Origin of the sequence: Sphingobium salicis subsp. salicis (assembly GCF_049472635.1) — a bacterium.
GTDB lineage: Bacteria > Pseudomonadota > Alphaproteobacteria > Sphingomonadales > Sphingomonadaceae > Sphingobium > Sphingobium yanoikuyae_A.
Genome location: NZ_JAYRCS010000001.1, coordinates 4,860,706 through 4,881,146 on the forward strand (window position 1 = coordinate 4,860,706; position 20,441 = coordinate 4,881,146).

Sequence of the window (20,441 nt, forward strand, 5' to 3'; positions counted from 1 at the left end):
CGCTATGACTCGTATCCTTCACGTTCTCGATCACAGCCTGCCGATGCACAGCGGCTACACGTTCCGCACGCGGGCGATCCTGCGGGCGCAACTGGCCAAGGGCTGGGATGTGCGCGGGCTGACCGGCCGGCGCCATGTCGCGGCGGGGCCGCAGGAGGAACTGGTCGATGGCCTGCATTTCCACCGCACGCCGGGTGAAGCGGCCAGCGGTAACGCGCTGCTGCGCGAATGGCGCGACATATCCGCCCATGCCGATGCGATCGAGTCGCTGGTGCGTCAGTGGCGGCCGGATATCATCCATGCCCATTCGCCGGTGCTCAATGCCATGGCCGCGCAGCGAGTCGCGCGCCGGCACGGCATTCCGCTGATCTACGAGATTCGGGCCTTTTGGGAGGATGCGGCGGTCGGCAACGGCACCGGCACCGAAGGCGGCCCGCGCTACTGGCTGACCCGCCAGCTCGAAACCCATGCCGTCCGTGCCGCCGACGCGGTTGCCGTCATCTGCGAAGGGCTGCGGTCCGATCTGATCGCGCGGGGAATCGACTCGGCCAAGATCACCGTCTCGCCCAATGGCGTCGATCTCGATCAGTTCGGCGCGCCGGTGCCGCGTGATCCGGCCCTGACCGCGAAGCTGGGGCTCGAAGGGGCGGATGTCGTCGGCTTCATCGGCAGCTTCTATGATTATGAAGGGCTGGATGATCTGATCGCCGCCATGCCGCGACTCGTGCGGGCGCGGCCCAGGGCGAAGCTGCTGCTGGTCGGCGGTGGGCCGATGGAACAGGCGCTGCGCGATCAGGCGCTGGCCTCGCCCTTCACTGACCATATCGTCTTTGTGGGCCGTGTGCCGCACGATCAGGTCGAACATTATTATGCCCAGGTCGATGTCCTCGCCTATCCGCGCAAGGCGATGCGCCTTACCGATCTGGTGACGCCATTGAAGCCGCTGGAGGCGATGGCGCAGGGCCGACTCGTTGCCGCGTCGAGCGTCGGCGGCCATCGCGAACTGATCGAGGATGGCGTGACGGGCACCCTGTTCGCGCCGGACGACCCGGCCGCGATTGCGCAGGCGCTGGCAGGCATGTTCGCGGATCGCGGCTTCTGGGATGAACGCCGCATCGTTGCGCGTGATTTCGTCGAGAGGGAGCGTAACTGGTCGTCAAACATTTTGCGTTATGAGCCTGTTTACCAGCGACTTCTGGGACGGGACTCGACCGCAAAGGCGGCCTGAGGAACGGCGGCGATGCCGACGTTCACTCCGTCCATGCGGGGACTGGCCATCATGGCATTGGCCGCGGCAGGCTGCGGCGCCCTGGTGGTGCTGACCCTGCCGGTCGGCTGGATGGAAATGCTGGTCGCGTCGAGCGGCCTGAGCGAGACGATCCCGGCGGCCGGTCCGCCGCTGGGCATGAAGGCAAGATTGCTGCTGGCCGGTTTTGCCGCGTTTATGAGTGTAGGAATTGTGGCCGCGGTGCGGCGAAATGGATCGGATGCGCCGCACAGGCGCTTGAGAATAAGCGGAAGGCGTCATCCAGACGCCCAAGGAGCAAGAAAAATGGGTTTCGCATTTGCCAAGCTGACCGCGCTTGCCCGCGGACGCAATGTGCCCGCTGCCGAAGAGGCCGCGCCCGCGCAGCGCCGTGCCGACGCACATCCTGATGCGCCGCCCCGTCCTCCGATCTTTGCCAGCCGCGATTTTGGCGGCGCCGATATCTTCGCGCGCCCGGAATCGGGGCGTCGCCGTCTGGTGGTCGATAGCGATCCGGTAGAGCCGGTGACGGCATCGGTGGTGCGCATGGAGGTGCCGGCCGCCTTTGCCATGCCGCCCGCGCACGAAGAAACGCTGACCGAGGATATGGCGATCGCGCCCGCGCCCGCCTTCTCGCGTCCGTTCGACGCCATGCCGGCGCTGTCGGCCAATCCGATCCCGCTCGGCCGCGCGCCGTTCGCGCCGCCGGAAGACGCTATATTCGAGCCCTGGGAAGAAGAGGCAGTGGCGGAATTTGCCGCCTTCGATGAAGAGCCGACCGATATGGCACCGGAGCCGATCGTTGAGCAGGCCCCTGCCTTCGTCCCGGAACCGGTGATCGAAGAACCGATCCAGGCGTTCGATCCTGCGCCCGAGCCTGCACCTTTCGTTCCGAGGGCGGAGGCGTCGCCCGCCCCGAGCGCGCGCAGCATCGACAGCCTGTCGATCACCGAACTGACCGAGCGGCTGGAGCGGGCGCTGGTCCAGCGTGGCCGGCCGGCGACCGCGCCGCGCGTCATCGCCGACATGCCGATCGCCTCGGCGGTGCCGGTGCGTGAAGCGGTGTCGGAAGATGTCGAGGATGCGCTGCGTGCCGCACTCGGCACGCTGCGCACCATGACCGGCCGCCCGCGCTAAACGATCAGGCTACCAGTCGCGGATGGTGAGGGCGGACAGCTCGATCCATTCGCCCTCCGCATCGCCGCGCAGGTCGTCGATCACCATGTCGGCGACGAAATGGCCCGGCAAAGTCCATTCCGCATCCTGCAATTCGCGCGCCAGAGCCTCGCGCCGCGCGCGCAGGCTGCCGCCGGCTACCCGCAACAGGATGACATGGCGGCGCCCTTCGAACAGGGCGCTGGCCCAGGGGCGGCTGACCGCGCGCTCGACCGTCGCCGGCTCGCCAATTCGGGCGATCAGTTGGACCAGTAACTGGGCCAGTGGATCGGCCTCGCGCCGCTCTCCTGCTCGATTACGGACCAGATTTGCGCTTGTGCGCAGCATGTCGGCGCTTGTCATTGGCCCAAGCTCCTGCGATATTCGTTCATGAAATGTTCTACGCGCCTCTTTACTCGATCGCCCGGATCGCGCCCCATGCGCAGGTCGAAGACCAGGCGCGGATCGCGCACGGCGTCGCGTCCGAATCGGGTCGGCGCTATCTGATGATCCCGCAGGAATTTCTCGATCGTGCGCAACAGCATGAAAAGAACTCTCCTCTTTCGAGCCGATTCGCCCCCTGCGAATCGATAGGCAATTTCCTATTTCAGATTCATTTTCCTACTTGTCTAGGAAAATTCCTATCATTATGGATGCAACATGGATGAAGCGCAGGACGCCCGGACTGCCCTCGATCGGCTGATCGTCGAACGCGGGGAAAATTATGCCGATTTGTCGCGGCTGATCGGGCGCAATCCCGCCTATATTCAGCAGTTCATCAAGCGCGGCACGCCGCGCAAGCTGGACGAGGCGGATCGCCGTATCCTGGCGCGCTATTTCGGCGTGGCGGAAACGATGCTGGGCAGTCCGCTTCCAGCCGGCGCACCGATCCCGCGCGTGCGCGGCCTGCCTGCAGTGGTTGCCGTGCCACGCCTGTCGCTCGGCGCTTCGGCCGGCGCGGGCTCGCTGGATGAGGATGAGCGCGCGGCGGGTGTGATGGCGTTCGACGCGCAATGGCTGCGCCATCTGGGCGTGCGGCCGCAGCGCGTGTCGATCATCCGGGTCGATGGCGAATCGATGGCGCCTACGCTCAACGATGGCGATGACATCATGGTCGATCATGAGGATGACGCCGATCGCCTGCGTGACGGCGTCTATGTGCTGCGGCTCGACGGCGTGCTGATGGTCAAGCGGGTGGCGATGGGGCCATTGCGCGGCCGGTTCAGCGTATTGAGCGACAATCCCCATTATCCCGACTGGACCGATATCGATCCGGCGATGGTGGCGATCGTCGGCCGGGTCGTCTGGACAGGCAGGCGGCTGGTCTGAGAAGCCAGGTCCGTCTTTGAAAGGCGCCATGCCTTTCCTATGTCTAGGAAAACAGGGGAAGGCTGGATCATGAACGATAATGGCGCGGTGATCCGCAAGGCGATCGAGTGGCGCGGTGCGCCGATGGCGCTGGCAACCGTCGTGTCGACCTGGGGATCGGCGCCGCGTCCGCGCGGTAGCCACATGATCGTGCATCAGGATGGCCGGCTGGAGGGCAGCATATCGGGCGGCTGTGTCGAGACCGATGTGTTGCAGCGCGCCGCCGAGGTGATCGCCGGCCGGCCCGGCCATGTCGCGCATTATGGCGTGGCTGATGGCGATGCCTGGGAGGTCGGCCTGCCCTGCGGCGGCGAGATCAGCGTGCTGGTGCAGCCGGTGGGGGAGGATGGCTTTGCCGCCGACCTGTTCGATCGGATCGCGGCGGAAAGCGCACGCGGCCGGGCACTCACGCTGTCGACCGATCTGGACAGCGGCCTCACCCGCGAAAGTACGGTAGAAGGCCAGTTCCTTAACCGCTATGACCCGCCCCGTCGCCTGCTGATCGTCGGCGCGGTGCAGATCGCCCAGTCGCTTGCCGCGCTGGCGCAGGCGATCGACGTCACCCCGGTGGTGATCGACCCGCGCGGCCGCTTCCTGACGGCGGAGCGCTTTCCCGGCATCGAACTGGACGATCGCTGGCCCGACGCGGCGATCGCCGCGCGCCATCCCGGCGAATCCACCGCGGTCGTGACCTTGAGCCATGACATCAAGATCGACGATCCCGCGCTGGTCGCGGCGCTCGCTGCACCGACCGGCTATGTCGCGGCGCTGGGATCGCGGCGCAGCCATGCCGCGCGGCTGGAGCGGCTCGCGGCGCAGGGTTTCGGCGGGGACGATCTCGCCCGGATCGAAGGACCGGCGGGTCTCGACATCGGCGCGATCGGCGCCGCGGAAATCGCCCTGTCGATCACCGCCGGCATGGTCGCCGGCTTCAACGCCAGGCGCTGATCAGGCGCAATCGTTCAGCAGCATTTTCCGCCATTCTTGCCGCCATAGCGCGCCTCCTGCCGGTTCCGGAAAAAGGCGGTCCGGTCCATCGGCGCATGGCCGGGATGATGGTCGCGCATATGGCGCAGATAGGCGTCATAGTCGGGCTGGCCGACCATCAGATGCGCCATGCGCCGCAGCGTCTGGAGAAATTGGCTCATGGCGTCGTGACCAGTTGCGCCGGAATCTCGCGCGCGGTCGGCGCGGCGAAACCGCGTGCGGCCAGGCAGGTGCGGATGGTGAAGACCAGCAATGACAGCACCACCGCCAGGAAGATCGCCACCAGCCCGGCATCGACATAATCGTTGAACAGGATCTGGCGCATTTCCGCCATCGACTTGGCCGGCGCCAGAACCTCGCCCTTGTCCAGCGCCGCGCTATATTTGGCGGCATGGGCCAGGAAGCCGACCTTCGCATCGGTCGAAAACAGCTTCAGGAAGCCGGCCGACAATGTGCAGATCAACAGCCAGGCCGCCGGCACCATCGTCACCCAGGCGAAGCGGTCGCGCTTCATCCGGAACAGCACGGCGGTGCCCAGCATCAGCGCGATCGCGGCCAGCATCTGGTTGGAAATGCCGAATACCGGCCACAGCGTGTTCACCCCGCCCAGTGGATCGGTGACGCCCTGATAGAGAAAGAAGCCCCAGGCCGCGACACACAGGCCGGTGGCGATGAAGCCGGGCAACTGGCTCTTGCTGTCCTTGAAGCTCGGCACCGCCAGCGCGATCAGATCCTGCAGCATGAAGCGACCGGCGCGAGTGCCAGCATCGACGGCGGTCAGGATGAACAGCGCCTCGAACAGGATGGCGAAATGATACCAGAAGGCCTTCATCGCCGGGCCGCCGAACACATGGCTGAAGATTTCCGCCATCGCCACGGCCAGCGTCGGCGCGCCGCCGGCCCGGCTGATGATCGTATGTTCGCCGACATCTTTCGCCGTCTGGACGATGACGTCGGGGCTGATCGGGAAGCCCATGGCGGTGACGGCGGCGGACACGCTGGCAGGATCGGTGCCGATCACGGCAGCCGGGCTATTCATCGTGAAATAGATGCCGGGGTCCAGGATCGACGCGCCGACCAGCGCCATGATCGCCACGAACGCCTCCATCAGCATCGCGCCATAGCCGATCAGCGGCGCGTCGCTTTCGGTCGCGATCAGCTTGGGCGTGGTGCCGCTGGCGATCAGCGCATGAAAGCCGGACACCGCACCGCAGGCAATCGTGATGAACAGGAAGGGGAAGAGGCCACCCGACCAGACCGGGCCGCCGCCGGCAGCGAACTGGGTGACGGCGTGCATCTTGAGCGGCGGCGCCATGATGACGATGCCGATCGCCAGCGCGGCGATCGCGCCGATCTTGAGGAAGGTCGAGAGGTAATCGCGCGGCGCCAGCAGCAGCCAGACCGGCAGCACCGACGCCACCGCGCCATAGCCGATCAATATCCAGCAGAGCTGCACCGGTGTGAAGGTAAAGATCGGACCCCAGACCGGCGACTCCGCAATCGCCTGACCATAGACGATCGCCGCGAGCAGGCCGATCAGGCCCAGGATCGACACTTCGCCGATGCGGCCGGGGCGGATCCAACGGGTATAGGCGCCCATCGCCATGGCCAGCGGCACGGTGGCGGCGACGGTGAACATGCCCCAGGGGCTTTCCGCCAGCGCCTTGACCACGATTAGCGCCAGCACGGCCAGGATGATCACCATGATCATGAAGGCGCCGAACAGCGCGATCGTGCCCGCCACCTGGCCCATTTCCATGCGGATGAGTTCGCCCAGCGACTTGCCGTCGCGGCGCATGGAGATGAACAGGACCATGAAGTCCTGCACCGCGCCGGCCAGCACGACGCCGGCAATGATCCACAGCGTGCCGGGCAGATAGCCCATCTGCGCCGCCAGCACCGGCCCCACCAGCGGCCCCGCGCCGGCAATCGCCGCGAAATGATGGCCGAACAAAACCGTGCGGTCGGTCGCGACATAGTCGAGGCCGTCGGTGCGGCGGATCGCTGGGGTGGGGCGCGCCGGATCGAGCCGCATCACCTCGCGCGCGATGAACAGCGCATAGTAACGATAGGCGACCAGGAAACAGCTGACCGATGCGACTACGATCCACAGCGCATTGACCGTTTCGCCGCGCGAGACCGCGACGACCGCCAGCGACACCGCGCCCACCAGCGCGGTCAGTATCCATGGAATATGCCGGGTCATCGCTCTCTCAACGGTTCGGGATAGGGATTGGGCGCCACACTAGGCCGCTCCCCCCGAAAGACAACCGCCTGTCGGGATTAGGGGATTTGCTGCCGGTTATTCGTCAACGGGTTGGAACAGGGCAGGAGGCATCGCATGACCGACCGGAGCAAGGACGTTTCGCGCAGGGGCCTGTTGCAGGCAGCGGCGGTGGTGGGGGCGGCGCTGCCGCTGGCGGCGCGGGGCGCGACAACGGGCAATGCGACGCGCGACCAGTTGCTGCTGGCGCCTGACATTCATTATTTCAACGCTGCCAATATCGGCCCGGCCTTCCGCAGCGCGATCGCCGCGCATGAGCGCGAGACGCAGGCCTTCCAAGCCAATCCCTCACCCCAATATCGCACCAGATATCCGGTCGCGGCCGATGCCCTGCGCGCGCGCCTGGGCAAGCGGATGAACGTCAGTGCGCAGGAGATCGCGCTGGTCCGCAACAGCAGCGAGGCGAACACGGTCGCCGTGCGCGGCCTCGCGCTCAAGGCCGGGGATGAGGTGATCCTGACCGACCATAATCATCCCTCGACCCTGGAGACATGGAAGCTGCGCGCCGCGCGCGAGGGGCTGCTACTCAAGATCTTGCCGGTGCCGGTCTATGCGACCTCGGCCCAGGCGGTGGTCGACCTGTTCGCCGCCGCGATCACGCCGCGCACCCGCGCCATCTTCCTGTCGCACATGTCGAACGTTACCGGCATGATCTTCCCGCTGGCGCAGATTGCTGCGCTGACCCGACCAAAGGGCATCTGGCTGCACGGCGACGGTGCGCAGACCTTCGGTTGGCTGCGACTCGACCTGCCGGCGCTCGGCGTCGATTCCTATTCGGGCAGCACCCATAAATGGATGATGGGGCCGCTGGAGGGCGGCATCCTCTATGTCCGGCGCGAAGGCCAGGCGCAGCTCCAGCCGATCATGCTCAGCCATGGCTATTGGCTGACCGATGAGAAGAATCTGGATACCGCGCAAAAATATGAGATTCTTGGCCAGCGCGACGATCCCAAGCTGATCGCGATCGACGCGACGCTCGATGCGCTGGATGCGATCGGCGAGGCGGAAGTCGAGCGGCGCGCCTTCGCCATCGGCGACCAGATGCGCGACATGGTGCTGCGCCTGCCCGGCGCGAAGCTGGTCGGCACGACCACCAAGGGGCTGACCGGCCCGGTCATCACCCCGACCTTCGCCGGCAAGGATGTGCTGGCGATCCGCGACCATCTGTGGACCCAGGGCAAGGTGGTGGTCGCGCCGTCGAAGGCCGACGGCAAGCCGACCATCCGCTTCTCGCCCCATATCTACAACAGCGCCGACGAGATCGCCCTGATCGCGGACCTGCTGGCGAAGGCCTGACCGCTATCGTCGGCGAAACGGCCAGTCGATTACCGCGCCGGCCCAGAGTGCCCACCAGATGATCACCGGCTGCAGCGCCAGCCGGGGGCCATGATACCACCAGCTCAGATGCACCCCGCCCAGCGGGATGTCATGCAGGGCATGGTTGAAATTGGCTGGCCAGACGCACAGCGCATAGAGGGCCAGGGCTATCGCGGCGGCACGGCGCGTGGCCGGGATCATCAGCCCGACGGCTCCGGCCAGTTCGGCGATACCGGTCAGCGCGACGACGGTTTGCGGCTCCGGCACCCAACGCGGCGTGATCGCCACGAAACCGTCCGGCCGCATCAGATGCGCGGCGCCCGCAACCGCATAGGCAAGCGCCAGGACGGTACGGGCAATGGCGCGGGCGGTAACGGCTACAGCTCCAGCTCGCCTTCATCCTCGCCGTCCCAATAATGGGCGCGTTCGGCATGAACCTTGATCATCACCAGGCCGGGCGTGTCCGCACCTTGCGCGAACCAGCGCTCCAGATCCGGATTCCAATGCGCTTCAAAGGCGCTGCGATCGCGGATCAGATCGGCGCGGCCCTCGACCGCGATGAACAGCGGGCGCTGCCCCAGCAGGCCGCCCTTGCCATGGAAGGACAGGCCGACCCGCGGATCGCGCTCGATATCCTTCACCATCAGCGTGTCGTCGGTGGTGAAATAATAGCTGTCGCCGCCATAGGCGACGTCCTGGTTGTTGCTCATCGGCCGGGCGCCGATCTGGCCATCCTCGGTATGGGTGGACAGCATCGCGAAATCGATCTGCTGCATCTTGTCTGCCAGGGTGGCGATGGTCTGCTGGGCCATGGTCGCTCTCCTCTTCTGCCCGGTTCAACGCTGACAGAGCGGATTCGGATGCGTCGGATTCGTCAGGACGATGAAAAGAACATATAGTGAACATAAATCCGATTCGGAGGATGTTCGCCATGCTTGCCCGCACGCCGTCGCTCTATCGCCTGATCGTGGCGCTAAAGCCGCCGACCCGCATCACGCGGCAGATTGACCATTTTGCCGAGACGCTGGCGCCCGATGCCCATCGTATCCTGCCGGCGCACCAGCATATCACGCTGGGGATTACCGACGACTGGCCGGATTATCCCTATGCACTGGTGAAGGCGATGCACCGCAGCTTCACCGGCATCCTGGCCGATCCTTTCGATCTGTCGCTGGATCAGTTGAGCGAGGGTGGCCGATCGGCCGCGCTGCGGCCGGCGCATGCGCTGCCGCCGCTCCGGGAATTGCAGCGCAAGGTGGCGCTGGCGATGAAGCGGGCAGGGGTGGGCGCCCGTCCGGGCTGGAGCTTCAACCCGCACCAGACGCTCTATTATCGCGACAGTGCCCCGGCCACCCAGCGGATCAGCGGCTTCCACTGGCGGGTGGAGGATTTCGTGCTGCTATGCAGCCATGTCGGCCGCACCCATCATGAGCTGCTGGGGCGATGGCCGCTGCGCGGCAGCGGCCAATATAGCCTGTTCTGACGGCGCTCAGCGCTTGCGCACGAATTCCGCGCGCAGCACCAGCCCCTTGATGCCGTCATAGCGGCAGTCGATTTCCTGCGCGTCGCCGGTCAGGCGGATCGACTTGATGAGCGTGCCGCGCTTCAGCGTCTGGCCGGCACCCTTGACCACCAGATCCTTGATCAACGTCACCTGGTCGCCATCGGCCAGCAGATTGCCGACCGAATCGCGCACTTCCACGGCATCGCCGGCGTCGGCCCTGGCGGCGGCATCAGCCGCGCTGATCCATTCGCCGCTCGCTTCGTCATAGACATAATCATCGTCGGCCATCGGCTTATCCCTGGCTTACGGATTCGAGCACGGCGGCGCGCAGCTCGGGAATACCCATGCCCTTTTCGCTCGACGTGGCGATGATCTCGGGATGGGCGGCCGGGCGCTTGCGGATCGCATCGGCGGTGCGCTGCGTCACGGCGACCAGTTCGCTCGCCTTGATCTTGTCGCTCTTGGTCAGGACGATGCGATAGCTGACCGCCGCGCCGTCCAGCATGTCCAGCATGTCGGTGTCGACATCCTTGATGCCATGGCGGCTGTCGATCAGCACCAGCGCACGCTTGAGCGCCGCGCGACCGCGCAGATAGTCGTTCACCAGGAACCGCCACTTCTTGACCAGATCCTTGGGCGCCTTGGCATAGCCATAGCCGGGCATGTCGACCAGGCGGAAGCGCAGCGGATCGCCGACGTCGAAGAAGTTGAGTTCCTGCGTCCGGCCCGGCGTGTTCGACGTGCGAGCCAGGCCATTGCGGTTGGTCAGCGCGTTCAGCAGCGACGATTTGCCGACATTGGAACGGCCGGCAAAGGCGACCTCGTTCACCGCCATGTCGGGCAGATAGTCGAGCGTCGGCGCGGATTTCAGGAAGCTGATCGGCCCGGAAAACAGCTTGCGGGCTTCCTCGATCAGGGCGGTGTTGTCGTCTTCTGTCATATCGAAAAAATCCCCCCCTTTCGGGGAGGATTTCCTTTTCCTTACTTGGTGGCCGTCGCGGTGTTCAGCACGGGGTGGCGCTTGTACAGCCACCATTGCTGCGCCATCGACAGGCAGTTGTTGGTGATCCAGTAGACCAGCAGGCCGGCGGCGAACGGCGCCATGATGAACATCATCATCCACGGCATGATCGCGAACACCTGCTGCTGCATCGGGTCCATCTGGGCCGGGTTCAGCTTGAACTGCAGCCACATCGAAATGCCCAGCAGCAGCGCCAGCACACCGATCGCCAGGAAGGAGGGCGGGGTGAAGGGCAGCAGGCCGAACAGGTTCAGGATATGCAGCGGGTCGGGCGCGGACAGATCCTTGATCCACAGCACGAAGGGCTGGTGGCGCATTTCGATCGTCAGCTGCAGCACCTTGTACAGCGCGAAGAAGATCGGGATCTGGATGAAGATGGGCAGACAGCCGGCCAGCGGATTGACCTTCTCCTGCTTGTACAGCTCCATCATCTTCTGCTGCAGTTGCTGCTTGTCGTCCTTATATTTCTCCTGCAGCGCCTTCATCTTGGGCTGCACCGCGCGCATCGCCGCCATGCTGGCGAACTGGCGCTGGGCGACCGGGAACATCAGGGCGCGGACGCAGAAGGTCAGGCAGATGATGGCGACGCCGAAATTGCCGAGCGTCTCGAACAGCCAGTGCAGCAGCGCGAAGATCGGCTGCTCGAACCAGTAGAACCAGCCCCAGTCGATCGCGCGGTCGAACAGCGGTACGCCGGCACGCTCATAGGCCTGCAGCGTCTTCACTTCCTTCGCGCCGACAAACAGCCGATTGGTCTGGGTCATCGCCTTGCCCGGCGCCAGCATGACCGGCGCCAGCGCGATGTCGGTCTGGAACTGGGTGCCTGCACCCTTGCGCATCTGGCCGGTGAAGGCGTCCTTCTGGTCGGGGATCAGCGCCGACAGCCAATATTTGTCGGTGAAGCCGATCCAGCCGCCGGTCGACTGGAAGCTCTGGCTGGCCGGACCCTTTTCCAGATCCTTGTAGTTCACGTCATAATTGGCGGCGCCGTTGAACACGCCCATCGGGCCGACATGGATGGTCCAGGTGTCGGGATCGGCCGAGGGAGCGGCACGGCTGACATAGCCATAGGATTTGACCGCGATCGCGCCGGTGCCGCTGTTCGACACCTTCTGCGCGGCGGAAATCATGTAATTTTCGTCGATCGAATAGCGGATCTCGAAATTCTGGCCCGCGCCATTGTTCCAGCTCAGCGTAACCGGGCTGGCGGGGGTCAGTTCGGTGCCGCTGGCGGTCCAGACGGTGTTGGCGTCGGGGGTCTTGATGCCCTCGCCCTGCCAGCCGAAGCCGGCGAAATAGGCATCCTTGGTGCCGCTCGGGCTATAGAGACGGATCGCCGGCGAATCCTTGGCGATCGTTTCCTTGTAGGTCGGCAGCACGACGTCGTCGATGCGCGCACCCTTCAGGTTGATCGAGCCTATGATCTTGGGCGTGCGGATGGCAACGCGCGGCGTTTCCTTCAGCACAAGCGCGCGATCGCGGATTGCGGTCGACGCGTCCTGCGCCGGGGCCTCGCCCGCTGGCGTCAGCGGGGTGGTCTTGCCGCCCTCGATCTTCGTCGCGGGCGGATTGGCCGCCGGGAAGAAATGTTCGGAGATATAGGGCCAGCCGAACAGGATCGCGGCGGTCAGTAGCACCGCCAGAATGATATTCTTCTTGTCGTCCACGCTATTCGGCTCCGCCGTCTATACTCGTCAATGTCTCAGGGGACCGGGTCATAGCCCGAACCACCCCATGGGTGGCAACGCATTAGCCGCTTGAACCCCAGCCAGCTACCCTTGATCGCACCATATTTGCCGACCGCCTGGATCGCATATTCCGAACAGGAGGGGGCATAGCGACAGGTGGGGGGGAGGATGCGGGACGGGCCCAGCTGCCAGGCGCGCGCGATCAGGATCAGCAGCTGGGCAATCATGCCGGCTGGCCGGTCTTCGCGGCTTTGGGCGCGGGACGGGTATCACCCTTGCGGCGGGGCGGGCGGCCCTGGCCTTCGGGCCGGGTCAATATCTTGCCCAGCGCCTTTTCCAGTTCGCCGCGCAGCAGCGCGAAATCGCGCTCCACGCCTTCGGCACGGCCGATCAGCACATGGTCGGCACCAGCCACACCATGCACAGGCAGCAGTTCGCGTGCCAGGACGCGAAAACGGCGCTTCATCCGATTGCGGATGACAGCGCCGCCTATCTTCTTGGTCACCGTGATGCCGATACGCATCGCCGGATCGCCGTCGCCGCGCTCACGCACCAGCAGGACGAATCCCGGCATGGGCGCGCGTCGGCCCCGATTCGCCGCCAGGAAATCCGCGCGCTTGCCCATGATGGCAGGCGCGGCCGGCGGCGTCAGGTCGCTCAGGCGCTCAGGCTCTTGCGGCCGCGGGCACGACGGGCGCGCATGATGTTGCGGCCACCGGGGGTCGCCATGCGAGCGCGAAAACCGTGACGGCGCTTCCGAACCAGATTGCTCGGCTGAAAAGTGCGCTTCATCGTTCATTCCTCAAACAAACTAGAGAATCAGGTATGACAAAAAAGGGCCGCCACACGGGGCGACCGCAAGTCAGGGGCCGTCCGATAGGGAAATGGGGCGGGGAAGTCAATGGCGCTGCGCCGCGCTTCCCCGCAAACTCCTGCTTGTCCCGCCCGAACCGCCGTCGGGCTTATTTGCCGCGGGCGCTCGTCACCGCGTCCTTGAGCGAATCATAGCCGACCGCGCCGTTCAGCACCTGATTGCCGATGACGAAGGTCGGGGTGCCGCTCGCCTGCAGCTTCTGGGCGAGGGCGATGTTCGACTGCAGCTCGGCATCATATTTGCTCGACGCCATCGCCGCTTCGGCATCGGCCTTGGTGATTCCGGCCTGGGTGGCGGCGCCGATGATCGATTCGCGGGTCACCTTGCCAGCGCCATAGAGCGCCTTGTGATAGACCATGTAGCGATTGCGTTCGGCCGCCAGCAGCGACACCTTGGCCGCGTCGGAGCTTTCCTCCGACAGGATCGGCAGTTCGCGATAGACGATCTTCACCTTGGCATCGGCGCCGACCAGCTTGGCAAGGTCAGGCAGCGAGGCGCGGCAATAGCCGCAGGCATAGTCGAAAAACTCGACCACGGTGACATCGGCATTGGCCGCGCCTTCCCATGCATCGGCATAGGGCGTCTCGATCGTCTGGCGATTCGCGTCGATCGTGCCTTCCATCCGCTTGGCCTGCAGCTTCTCGATCGCCTGCGGGATGATCTCGGGATGCTCCAATATATAATCGTGGACGATCTTTTCGATCGCGGCCTTGTCTCCGGTGGAGACGCTGCCGGGTGCCTGCACGGCAAGGGCGGTGCCGGCGGCGCCAGCGATCAAGGCGAGGGCGCCCAGGGTCATCTGCATTTTCCTGTTGGATAGGGCCGCACGAAAGCTGGGCCGGGTCTGATCTGTCATCTTTTCTTCCGCTTCTGCTCGACGGCAGCCCGCGAGACCATCGCGATATCCTGCGCCCGCAGATAGTCAACCGTTCCGGGCTTCAAACCCTGCATTGCCGCGTCCGCGCTGCGCAGTGCCATACTGTCCTGCCCGATCATCGAAAAGCGCTCGGCACTGGCTAGCGCGGCGCGCGGCGTGTCGCCGCGATGCTCGTAGACGACGCCCAGTTGATACCAGGCGAAGGGATTTTCGCGGTCCCGCGCGATCGCATTGCGCAGCACGGTCTCGGCCTCGGCGTAATTTGTCTCATCCTCGGTCGCGATCAGGGCATGGCCCAGCAATACCGCGATCAGCGGCTGCTGCGTCTTGTCGACGGCCTCGCGCAGCGGTGGGATCGCCTCGCCCGGTCGCCCGCTCTCCAGCAGGATCTGGCCCTTCAGCTCCAGGAAATAGGGATCATGCGGCGCCGCTGTCAGCAGGGCGTCCGCCTCGCTCAGCGCTTTCTCGGGATAGGCGCTTTTATGCCAGGCATAGGCGCGCGCATAATGGGCCGGGATCGACCGGTCGCTCTCGGGATATTTGAGCAGCGTCTGCTGCGGTTCCGACACGAAGCCGATCAGCTTCGCCTTGATCCGCTCGAACCGCGCTTCCAGCTGCGGATTGGGGGGCGTGTCCCAGGCCGGATCGACCGTATAGACCTCGCGCAGCACATTGATGCGCTCGCCCGACAGCGGGTGGGTGCGGCCATAGCTGTTGTCCTGCGGAATCGCGAGGCGATATTCCTGGTTCTGCAGCTTCTTGAAGAATTCCAGGCTGCCCTTGCCGCTCAGATGCGCGCCGCTCAGATAGCGCGCGCCGGCAAGGTCGGCGGAGCTTTCCTGCGCGCGCGAGAAAGCGAGATATTTGGACATGCCGACCTGCTGGCCCAGGCCCATGATGCCCATGCCGGCCTCCGCGCCGCCTGCCGCGATCGCCGCCGCACCCAGCACCAGGCTCAGCAAGGTGATGCTGGTCGCCTCCTTGATGCCGTCGGTGCGGATGACATGGCCGCCCTCGATATGGCCCAGTTCATGCGCGACCACGCCCTGCAACTGGTTCACATTGTCGGCCTGCGCGATCAGCCCGCTATGCACCCAGACATATTGGCCGCCCGCGACGAAGGCGTTGATCTCCGGATCATTGATCACCATCACCTGGACATTGCGCGGCTGCATGCCCGCCGCCTTGACCAGATCGCCCGACATGTCTGCCATGAACGCTTCGGTCTCGGCATCGCGCAAGATGCTCTGGGCCAGCGCCGGCCGCGCCATCAGCATCAGCGACCCCAGCAGGAGCGCGACAAGGCGCAGCCACCGCGTCATCATGCAAAGCCTTGATGGGGAAGGGGAGCAGGCATTGGCCCGATTTATGCCCTTCTCGCCCTGAACATCAAGTGAAGCCACGAAAAACGCCGCCATCCGACCCCTGGGGCTGGATGACGGCGTGTTTCATTCAGGTCTGAACTTCTGCCTTATTGGCCGAAGGTGCGCTGCCACCAGCCACGGCGCGGCTCGCCATTCTCGTCGCTCTCGACCTCGGCAGCGGGGTCGGCCGTGACGGCTTCGCTGGCCGGCGCAGCCTCGGCCGGCGCTGCAGCGACTTCGGTCACGGCCGGCGCAGCCTCGACGGCGGCTTCCTCGGCGACCGGTTCGACCTTCTTCTTGCGGGTGCGCTTGGGCTTGGGCTTTTCGGCCGCTTCCTCGGCAACCGCTTCGACGGCGGGCGCTTCGGCGGCGGCAGCGGCTTCGGCCTCGACATCCGCCTTCTTCTTGCGGGTGCGCTTGGGCTTGGGCTTTTCGGCCGCTTCCTCGGCAACCGGCTCGGCGGCGGGCGCTTCGGCAACGACTTCGGCCGGGGCCTCGGTCGCTTCGACAACAGCCGGTTCGGCCGCCGCGTCCTTCGCCTTGCGGGCGCGGGGACGACGGCGCGTCTTGGGCGCTTCCTCTGCCGGGGCTTCTTCCGGGGCCGCTTCGACAACCGGTGCGTCCTCGACAGGCGCGGCCGCTTCGGCTTCGATCACCGTCTCGGCGCCGTCCTCGCCAGCGGTCTCACCGGCTTCGGCACCCGCTTCGCCACCTTCGCGACGGCGGCGACCGCCACGGCGACCGCGGCGACCACGACGGCGGCTGCCGCCTTCGTCCTCGCCCTCGGCGGCCGGCTCGGCGGCAACAGCCTCGGCATCGGTCTCGACGTCGCCCGATTCCTCGCCTTCTTCACCGTCTTCCGCGCCATTGTCTTCGCCGGTCTCGCCCTGCGCATCATCGCGCTGGCCACCACGGCGACGGCGACGGCGGCGACGGCGGCGACCGCCTTCGCGTTCCTCGCCCCGGTCACCGCGCTCGCCACGCTCCTGACGTTCGGGGGCGGCTTCTTCCTCGATCTCTTCCTCTTCTTCCTCTTCCTCGATCACGTCGAGGTCATCCTCTTCCTCCGCGAGCGGGGCATAGGTGACGACGCGTTCGGGGCGCGGACCGCTGGGCTCGACCGACATGCGGGCGCCCTCGATTTCGCCATCGGGCAGGACGACGATGCGCACGCCATAGCGCTGTTCGATCTCGTCCAGTTCGCGGCGCTTGTTGTTGAGGACGTAGAAGGCGGCTTCCTGGCTGGCGCGCAGGGTGATGACGCTGCCGCGACCACGGGCGGCCTCTTCCTCCAGCATGCGCAGCGCGCCCAGGCCCGCCGACGATGCGGTGCGGACCAGGCCCGTGCCTTCGCAATGCGGGCACTGGCGGGTCGATGCTTCCAGCACGCCGGTGCGCAGGCGCTGGCGGCTCATTTCCATCAGGCCAAAGCCCGAAATGCGGCCGACCTGAATACGGGCGCGATCGTCCTTCAGCGCCTCCTTCATCGCCTTCTCGACCTTGCGGATGTTGGAGTTCATCTCCATGTCGATGAAGTCGATGACGACCAGGCCTGCCATGTCGCGCAGGCGCAGCTGGCGGGCGATTTCACGCGCCGCTTCCAGGTTGGTGGCGACGGCAGTCTGCTCGATGCCATGCTCGCGCGTCGACCGGCCCGAGTTGATGTCGATCGACACCAGCGCCTCGGTCGGGTTGATGACCAGATAGCCACCGGACTTCAGCTGCACGACGGGATTGTACATCGCCGCCAGCTGGTCCTCGACGCTGGCGCGCTGGAACAGCGACACCGCGTCGGCATATTGCTTCACGCGCCGGGCATGGCTCGGCATCAGCAGCTTCATGAAGTCCTTGGCGGCCTTGTAGCCATGCTCGCCCTCGACGATCACTTCCTCGATATCCTTGTTATAGATATCGCGGATCGCCCGCTTGATGAGGTCGCTGTCGTTATGGATCAGCTCGGGCGCGGCGGCGCGCAGCGTCTTCTCGCGAATCTCGTCCCACAGCCGGGCGAGATAGTCGAAGTCGCGCTTGATCTCGGGCTTGGTGCGCTGCAGGCCGGCGGTGCGCACGATGCAGCCCATCGACGAAGGCAGCGCCATTTCGGCGATGATCGACTTCAGTCGCTTGCGATCGGCTGCATTGCTGATCTTGCGCGAAATGCCGCCACCGTGGCTGGTATTGGGCATCAGCACGCAATAGCGGCCCGCCAGCGACAAATAGGTGGTCAGCGCCGCGCCCTTGTTGCCGCGCTCTTCCTTGACGACCTGCACCAGCAGCACCTGGCGGCGCTTGATGACGTCCTGGATCTTGTAGCGGCGGCGCAGCGCCATGCGCTTGCGGCGCAGCTCGTCGGCCGCGTCGTCGCCCTTTTCGCGCTTGCGCCGGTTCGGGCGGCCGCCTTCGTTGCTTTCGCCTTCGCTGGCTTCGGCTTCGTGGGCGCCTTCCTCATCGTCATGATGGGTCGCTTCCACGACCTCGACGCCATCGTCGCCGGCGGCGTCCTCGTCCTCGTCATAATCGGCGCGCAGCGCGGCCTCTTCCTCGGCATGCGCGCGTTCTTCGCGCAGCAGCGCCTCGCGGTCTTCGCGCGGGATCTGATAATAGTCGGGATGGATTTCGCTGAAAGCGAGGAAGCCGTGGCGATTGCCACCATAATCGACGAAGGCCGCCTGGAGCGAAGGCTCTACGCGGGTGACCTTGGCGAGATAGATATTGCCCTTGAGCTGCTTGTGCTCAGCGGATTCGAAGTCAAATTCCTCGATCCGGTTTCCCTTGACGACCGCGACCCGGGTTTCTTCCCGGTGGCGCGCATCGATCAGCATACGCATTGTCATTTATGTGTCTCCGGCGATGGCGGCCGCAGGCACTGGGCCGGGCCGCCACGCGATAGTGATGGGACGGCCGTGCGCGCGCCGGGTTCGGCGCGCGAGGCGGCATCGTCCAGGTTTGAAGGAAAAATTGCGTGTCTGCTGCGTCGGCAGGGCCGGACAGTGCGCCGGGCCGGACCATCCACGCCACAGCACCCGGTATCGGGGCCAGCGTGAAAGGAAAGTCATGCCTCATGCAGCGTCAACCTGTTGCGCATCGGCTCGAGCGACAGGCGCGCGCCGATGCAAATAATCAAGATCCGCAAAGGACCTTATTGATATGGTCGGTCCTCCCGGAATGTGAAGGGGTAGCAGTCATGGGCGCGGGGGGCAACGGTCCCTGAAAAGATTATGTCTTTATGATGACCTTGATCGGCCGGTCGGCGATTCATGCTGAAACCGATATTAACCGTCTCATTTTACCCCGTCACAACAGCCGATGCTTAATCCGAAATTCAGCGTGGGGACGCTGGACGGATAGACGTCATGAAAATTGGCTGGACGGCCGATGGGCGCGCGTTGCACAAGCGGCGCATGCTCAACATAATTGCGCTGGCAACGACGATGCTGGCAGCGACCCCCGGTGATGCCGGCGGCATCGCGGCCGTGGATGTGCAGGGCGACCGCGTCACCGTTCGGTTCGACGATCGGGTGGAGGGCGCGTCCGCCTTCCTGCTCGACGGGCCGCGCCGCATCGCGCTGGATGTCGCCGGTGCGCAGGCCGGTGCCAGCCGCTATGCCGGTTCCAATGCTGCGGTCAGTGGCATTCGCCAGGGCCAGCTCAGCGACACCATGGCGCGCATCGTGCTTGACCTGACGACGCCGGCGACGCTGGGCGATCCGCAGATCGCGGCCGACGGCAAGTCGCTCAGCTTTTCGCTTCAGAATGTGACCGACGGCCGGTTCCGCACGGCCGTGGGGCAGGGGCGGCTGCGCTTCGACGCGCCCGCCAATATGAGCGCCCGGCCGCAAAAGCGCATTCATTCGATCACCGTGCCGATCCCGCCGGTCGCGCGCGGCGTCGATCTGCCCGCGATCGAGGGCGTGCGCGACGGATCGCGCCCGCTGGTGGTAATTGATGCCGGCCATGGCGGTCATGATCCGGGCGCCATCAACAAGGATAATGGCAAGCGTGAAAAGGATGTGACGCTGGCGATCGCGCAGGCGATCCGGGACCAGTTGGTCAAGTCCGGCCGGGTGCGCGTGGCCCTGACCCGCGACGATGACCGCTTCCTCGTGCTGCAGGAACGCTATGGCATCGCCCGCAAGCTGGGTGCCGATCTCTTCATCTCGGTCCATGCCGATTCGGCGGAAAATGCCGACGCCCATGGCGCCACCGTCTACACCCTCTCCGAAACCGCGTCGGACCGGGAGGCGGCCCGGCTCGCCGCGCGCGAGAACAAGGCCGATGTGCTGAACGGCGTCAACCTCGGCAACCAGTCGGGCGACGTCTCCTCGATCCTCATCGATCTGACGCAGCGGGAATCGATGAACATCTCGGCCAATTTCGCGCGGCTGCTGCAGCGCGAGGCTGCGCCCTATGTGCCGTTCCGCAGCGCCTATCACCGCTTCGCCTCGCTGATGGTGCTGAAGGCCCCTGACACGCCCTCGGTGCTGTTCGAGACCGGCTATATCAGCAATGCGGATGATGCCCTTTTCCTCTCCTCGCACGAGGGGCAGCAGGCGATCGCGCGCGGTGTTGCCCGCGCCATCGACGTCCATTTCGCCCGCAAGCTCGCCATGGGCAGCGGCCGGTCGGGCGGCTGACGCGCCTATCCGCGCATCGGTGCTGGTATTGAAGGACTTTTGACCGGGAGTCAGGATGTAGAGCCTGATTCACGCCATCGATGGAAACGCAAAGCGCTTCCATCTCAGGCGATCAGGCTCTA

At 65.4% G+C, this 20,441-nt stretch carries 22 protein-coding genes; 7 read left to right on the forward strand and 15 right to left on the reverse strand.

The features are described from left to right. The first annotated feature begins 4 nt into the window (after nucleotides 1-4). Entirely contained in the window at nucleotides 5-1,228 is a 1,224-nt protein-coding gene (locus VHN57_RS23495) for a TIGR04063 family PEP-CTERM/XrtA system glycosyltransferase (protein ID WP_423285821.1), read from the forward strand. A 12-nt stretch (nucleotides 1,229-1,240) separates the two neighbouring features. Continuing rightward, complete coding sequence (locus VHN57_RS23500; RefSeq protein WP_423285823.1) at nucleotides 1,241-2,383, forward strand: hypothetical protein; 1,143 nt, start codon at nucleotides 1,241-1,243, stop codon at nucleotides 2,381-2,383. A 9-nt stretch (nucleotides 2,384-2,392) separates the two neighbouring features. On the opposite strand, the gene VHN57_RS23505 is transcribed toward VHN57_RS23500, so the two are convergent. Further along, entirely contained in the window at nucleotides 2,393-2,764 is a 372-nt protein-coding gene (locus tag VHN57_RS23505) for a hypothetical protein (RefSeq protein ID WP_303758833.1), read from the reverse strand. Continuing rightward, nucleotides 2,761-2,946 (reverse strand): hypothetical protein, encoded by a 186-nt coding sequence (locus VHN57_RS23510; protein ID WP_423285825.1) that lies wholly within the window; start codon nucleotides 2,944-2,946, stop codon nucleotides 2,761-2,763. Before VHN57_RS23510 ends, VHN57_RS23505 begins: the two co-directional genes overlap by 4 nt. 115 nt (nucleotides 2,947-3,061) lie before the next feature. Here VHN57_RS23510 and VHN57_RS23515 point away from each other — a divergent pair, with 115 nt between their 5' ends. Both VHN57_RS23515 and VHN57_RS23520 read left to right on the forward strand, forming a co-directional pair. Beyond that, nucleotides 3,062-3,730, forward strand: coding sequence for a S24 family peptidase (locus VHN57_RS23515; protein ID WP_423285827.1), 669 nt, complete (start codon nucleotides 3,062-3,064; stop codon nucleotides 3,728-3,730). 69 nt (nucleotides 3,731-3,799) lie between these two features. Then, nucleotides 3,800-4,717, forward strand: coding sequence for an XdhC family protein (locus tag VHN57_RS23520; protein ID WP_423285829.1), 918 nt, complete (start codon nucleotides 3,800-3,802; stop codon nucleotides 4,715-4,717). A gap of 14 nt (nucleotides 4,718-4,731) precedes the next feature. Here the strand turns inward: VHN57_RS23520 and VHN57_RS23525 are convergent, their stop codons facing one another. Next, nucleotides 4,732-4,917 (reverse strand): YbdD/YjiX family protein, encoded by a 186-nt coding sequence (locus VHN57_RS23525; protein ID WP_010336890.1) that lies wholly within the window; start codon nucleotides 4,915-4,917, stop codon nucleotides 4,732-4,734. Then, nucleotides 4,914-6,962: a carbon starvation CstA family protein gene (locus VHN57_RS23530; protein ID WP_423285832.1), complete on the reverse strand. Its 2,049-nt coding sequence runs from the start codon at nucleotides 6,960-6,962 to the stop codon at nucleotides 4,914-4,916. The genes VHN57_RS23525 and VHN57_RS23530 overlap by 4 nt, the downstream gene beginning before the upstream one ends. A 135-nt stretch (nucleotides 6,963-7,097) precedes the next feature. Between VHN57_RS23530 and VHN57_RS23535 the strand changes: the two genes are divergently transcribed. Continuing rightward, nucleotides 7,098-8,336: an aminotransferase class V-fold PLP-dependent enzyme gene (locus VHN57_RS23535; RefSeq protein WP_423285834.1), complete on the forward strand. Its 1,239-nt coding sequence runs from the start codon at nucleotides 7,098-7,100 to the stop codon at nucleotides 8,334-8,336. A gap of 3 nt (nucleotides 8,337-8,339) precedes the next feature. On the opposite strand, the gene VHN57_RS23540 is transcribed toward VHN57_RS23535, so the two are convergent. Then, nucleotides 8,340-8,717, reverse strand: a complete 378-nt coding sequence (locus VHN57_RS23540) for a DoxX family protein (protein WP_080726968.1) — start codon at nucleotides 8,715-8,717, stop codon at nucleotides 8,340-8,342. A 17-nt stretch (nucleotides 8,718-8,734) separates the two neighbouring features. Further along, a complete protein-coding gene (locus tag VHN57_RS23545) occupies nucleotides 8,735-9,169 on the reverse strand; it encodes a pyridoxamine 5'-phosphate oxidase family protein (RefSeq protein WP_423285836.1) in 435 nt (144 codons plus the stop codon). A 119-nt stretch (nucleotides 9,170-9,288) separates the two neighbouring features. Here VHN57_RS23545 and VHN57_RS23550 point away from each other — a divergent pair, with 119 nt between their 5' ends. Further along, a complete protein-coding gene (locus VHN57_RS23550; protein WP_026108738.1) occupies nucleotides 9,289-9,840 on the forward strand; it encodes a 2'-5' RNA ligase family protein in 552 nt (183 codons plus the stop codon). A 6-nt stretch (nucleotides 9,841-9,846) separates the two neighbouring features. Here the strand turns inward: VHN57_RS23550 and VHN57_RS23555 are convergent, their stop codons facing one another. From VHN57_RS23555 to VHN57_RS23595, 9 genes are all read right to left on the reverse strand, one after another. Continuing rightward, nucleotides 9,847-10,149 (reverse strand): alkylphosphonate utilization protein, encoded by a 303-nt coding sequence (locus VHN57_RS23555; protein WP_037507361.1) that lies wholly within the window; start codon nucleotides 10,147-10,149, stop codon nucleotides 9,847-9,849. Nucleotides 10,150-10,153: 4 nt separating this feature from the next. After that, nucleotides 10,154-10,801: a ribosome biogenesis GTP-binding protein YihA/YsxC gene (gene yihA / locus VHN57_RS23560; protein ID WP_010336896.1), complete on the reverse strand. Its 648-nt coding sequence runs from the start codon at nucleotides 10,799-10,801 to the stop codon at nucleotides 10,154-10,156. A 41-nt stretch (nucleotides 10,802-10,842) separates the two neighbouring features. Then, nucleotides 10,843-12,549: a membrane protein insertase YidC gene (gene yidC, locus VHN57_RS23565; RefSeq protein ID WP_423285839.1), complete on the reverse strand. Its 1,707-nt coding sequence runs from the start codon at nucleotides 12,547-12,549 to the stop codon at nucleotides 10,843-10,845. A 35-nt stretch (nucleotides 12,550-12,584) separates the two neighbouring features. Continuing rightward, nucleotides 12,585-12,797: a membrane protein insertion efficiency factor YidD gene (yidD, locus tag VHN57_RS23570; RefSeq protein ID WP_423285841.1), complete on the reverse strand. Its 213-nt coding sequence runs from the start codon at nucleotides 12,795-12,797 to the stop codon at nucleotides 12,585-12,587. Next, entirely contained in the window at nucleotides 12,794-13,195 is a 402-nt protein-coding gene (rnpA, locus tag VHN57_RS23575; RefSeq protein ID WP_026108737.1) for a ribonuclease P protein component, read from the reverse strand. Before rnpA ends, yidD begins: the two co-directional genes overlap by 4 nt. Before the next feature lie 32 nt (nucleotides 13,196-13,227). Beyond that, nucleotides 13,228-13,362 carry a 50S ribosomal protein L34 gene (gene rpmH, locus VHN57_RS23580; protein WP_004210039.1) on the reverse strand — a complete coding sequence of 45 codons (135 nt, stop codon included), beginning with the start codon at nucleotides 13,360-13,362 and terminating at the stop codon, nucleotides 13,228-13,230. Nucleotides 13,363-13,532: 170 nt separating this feature from the next. Continuing rightward, nucleotides 13,533-14,300: a DsbA family protein gene (locus VHN57_RS23585; protein WP_423285844.1), complete on the reverse strand. Its 768-nt coding sequence runs from the start codon at nucleotides 14,298-14,300 to the stop codon at nucleotides 13,533-13,535. Beyond that, nucleotides 14,297-15,643 (reverse strand): M48 family metalloprotease, encoded by a 1,347-nt coding sequence (locus tag VHN57_RS23590; RefSeq protein ID WP_423286120.1) that lies wholly within the window; start codon nucleotides 15,641-15,643, stop codon nucleotides 14,297-14,299. Before VHN57_RS23590 ends, VHN57_RS23585 begins: the two co-directional genes overlap by 4 nt. A 149-nt stretch (nucleotides 15,644-15,792) precedes the next feature. After that, nucleotides 15,793-18,519 (reverse strand): Rne/Rng family ribonuclease, encoded by a 2,727-nt coding sequence (locus VHN57_RS23595; protein ID WP_423285846.1) that lies wholly within the window; start codon nucleotides 18,517-18,519, stop codon nucleotides 15,793-15,795. 519 nt (nucleotides 18,520-19,038) lie between these two features. Here VHN57_RS23595 and VHN57_RS23600 point away from each other — a divergent pair. After that, complete coding sequence (locus tag VHN57_RS23600) at nucleotides 19,039-20,319, forward strand: N-acetylmuramoyl-L-alanine amidase (protein WP_169862884.1); 1,281 nt, start codon at nucleotides 19,039-19,041, stop codon at nucleotides 20,317-20,319. Nucleotides 20,320-20,441: the final 122 nt, after the last annotated feature.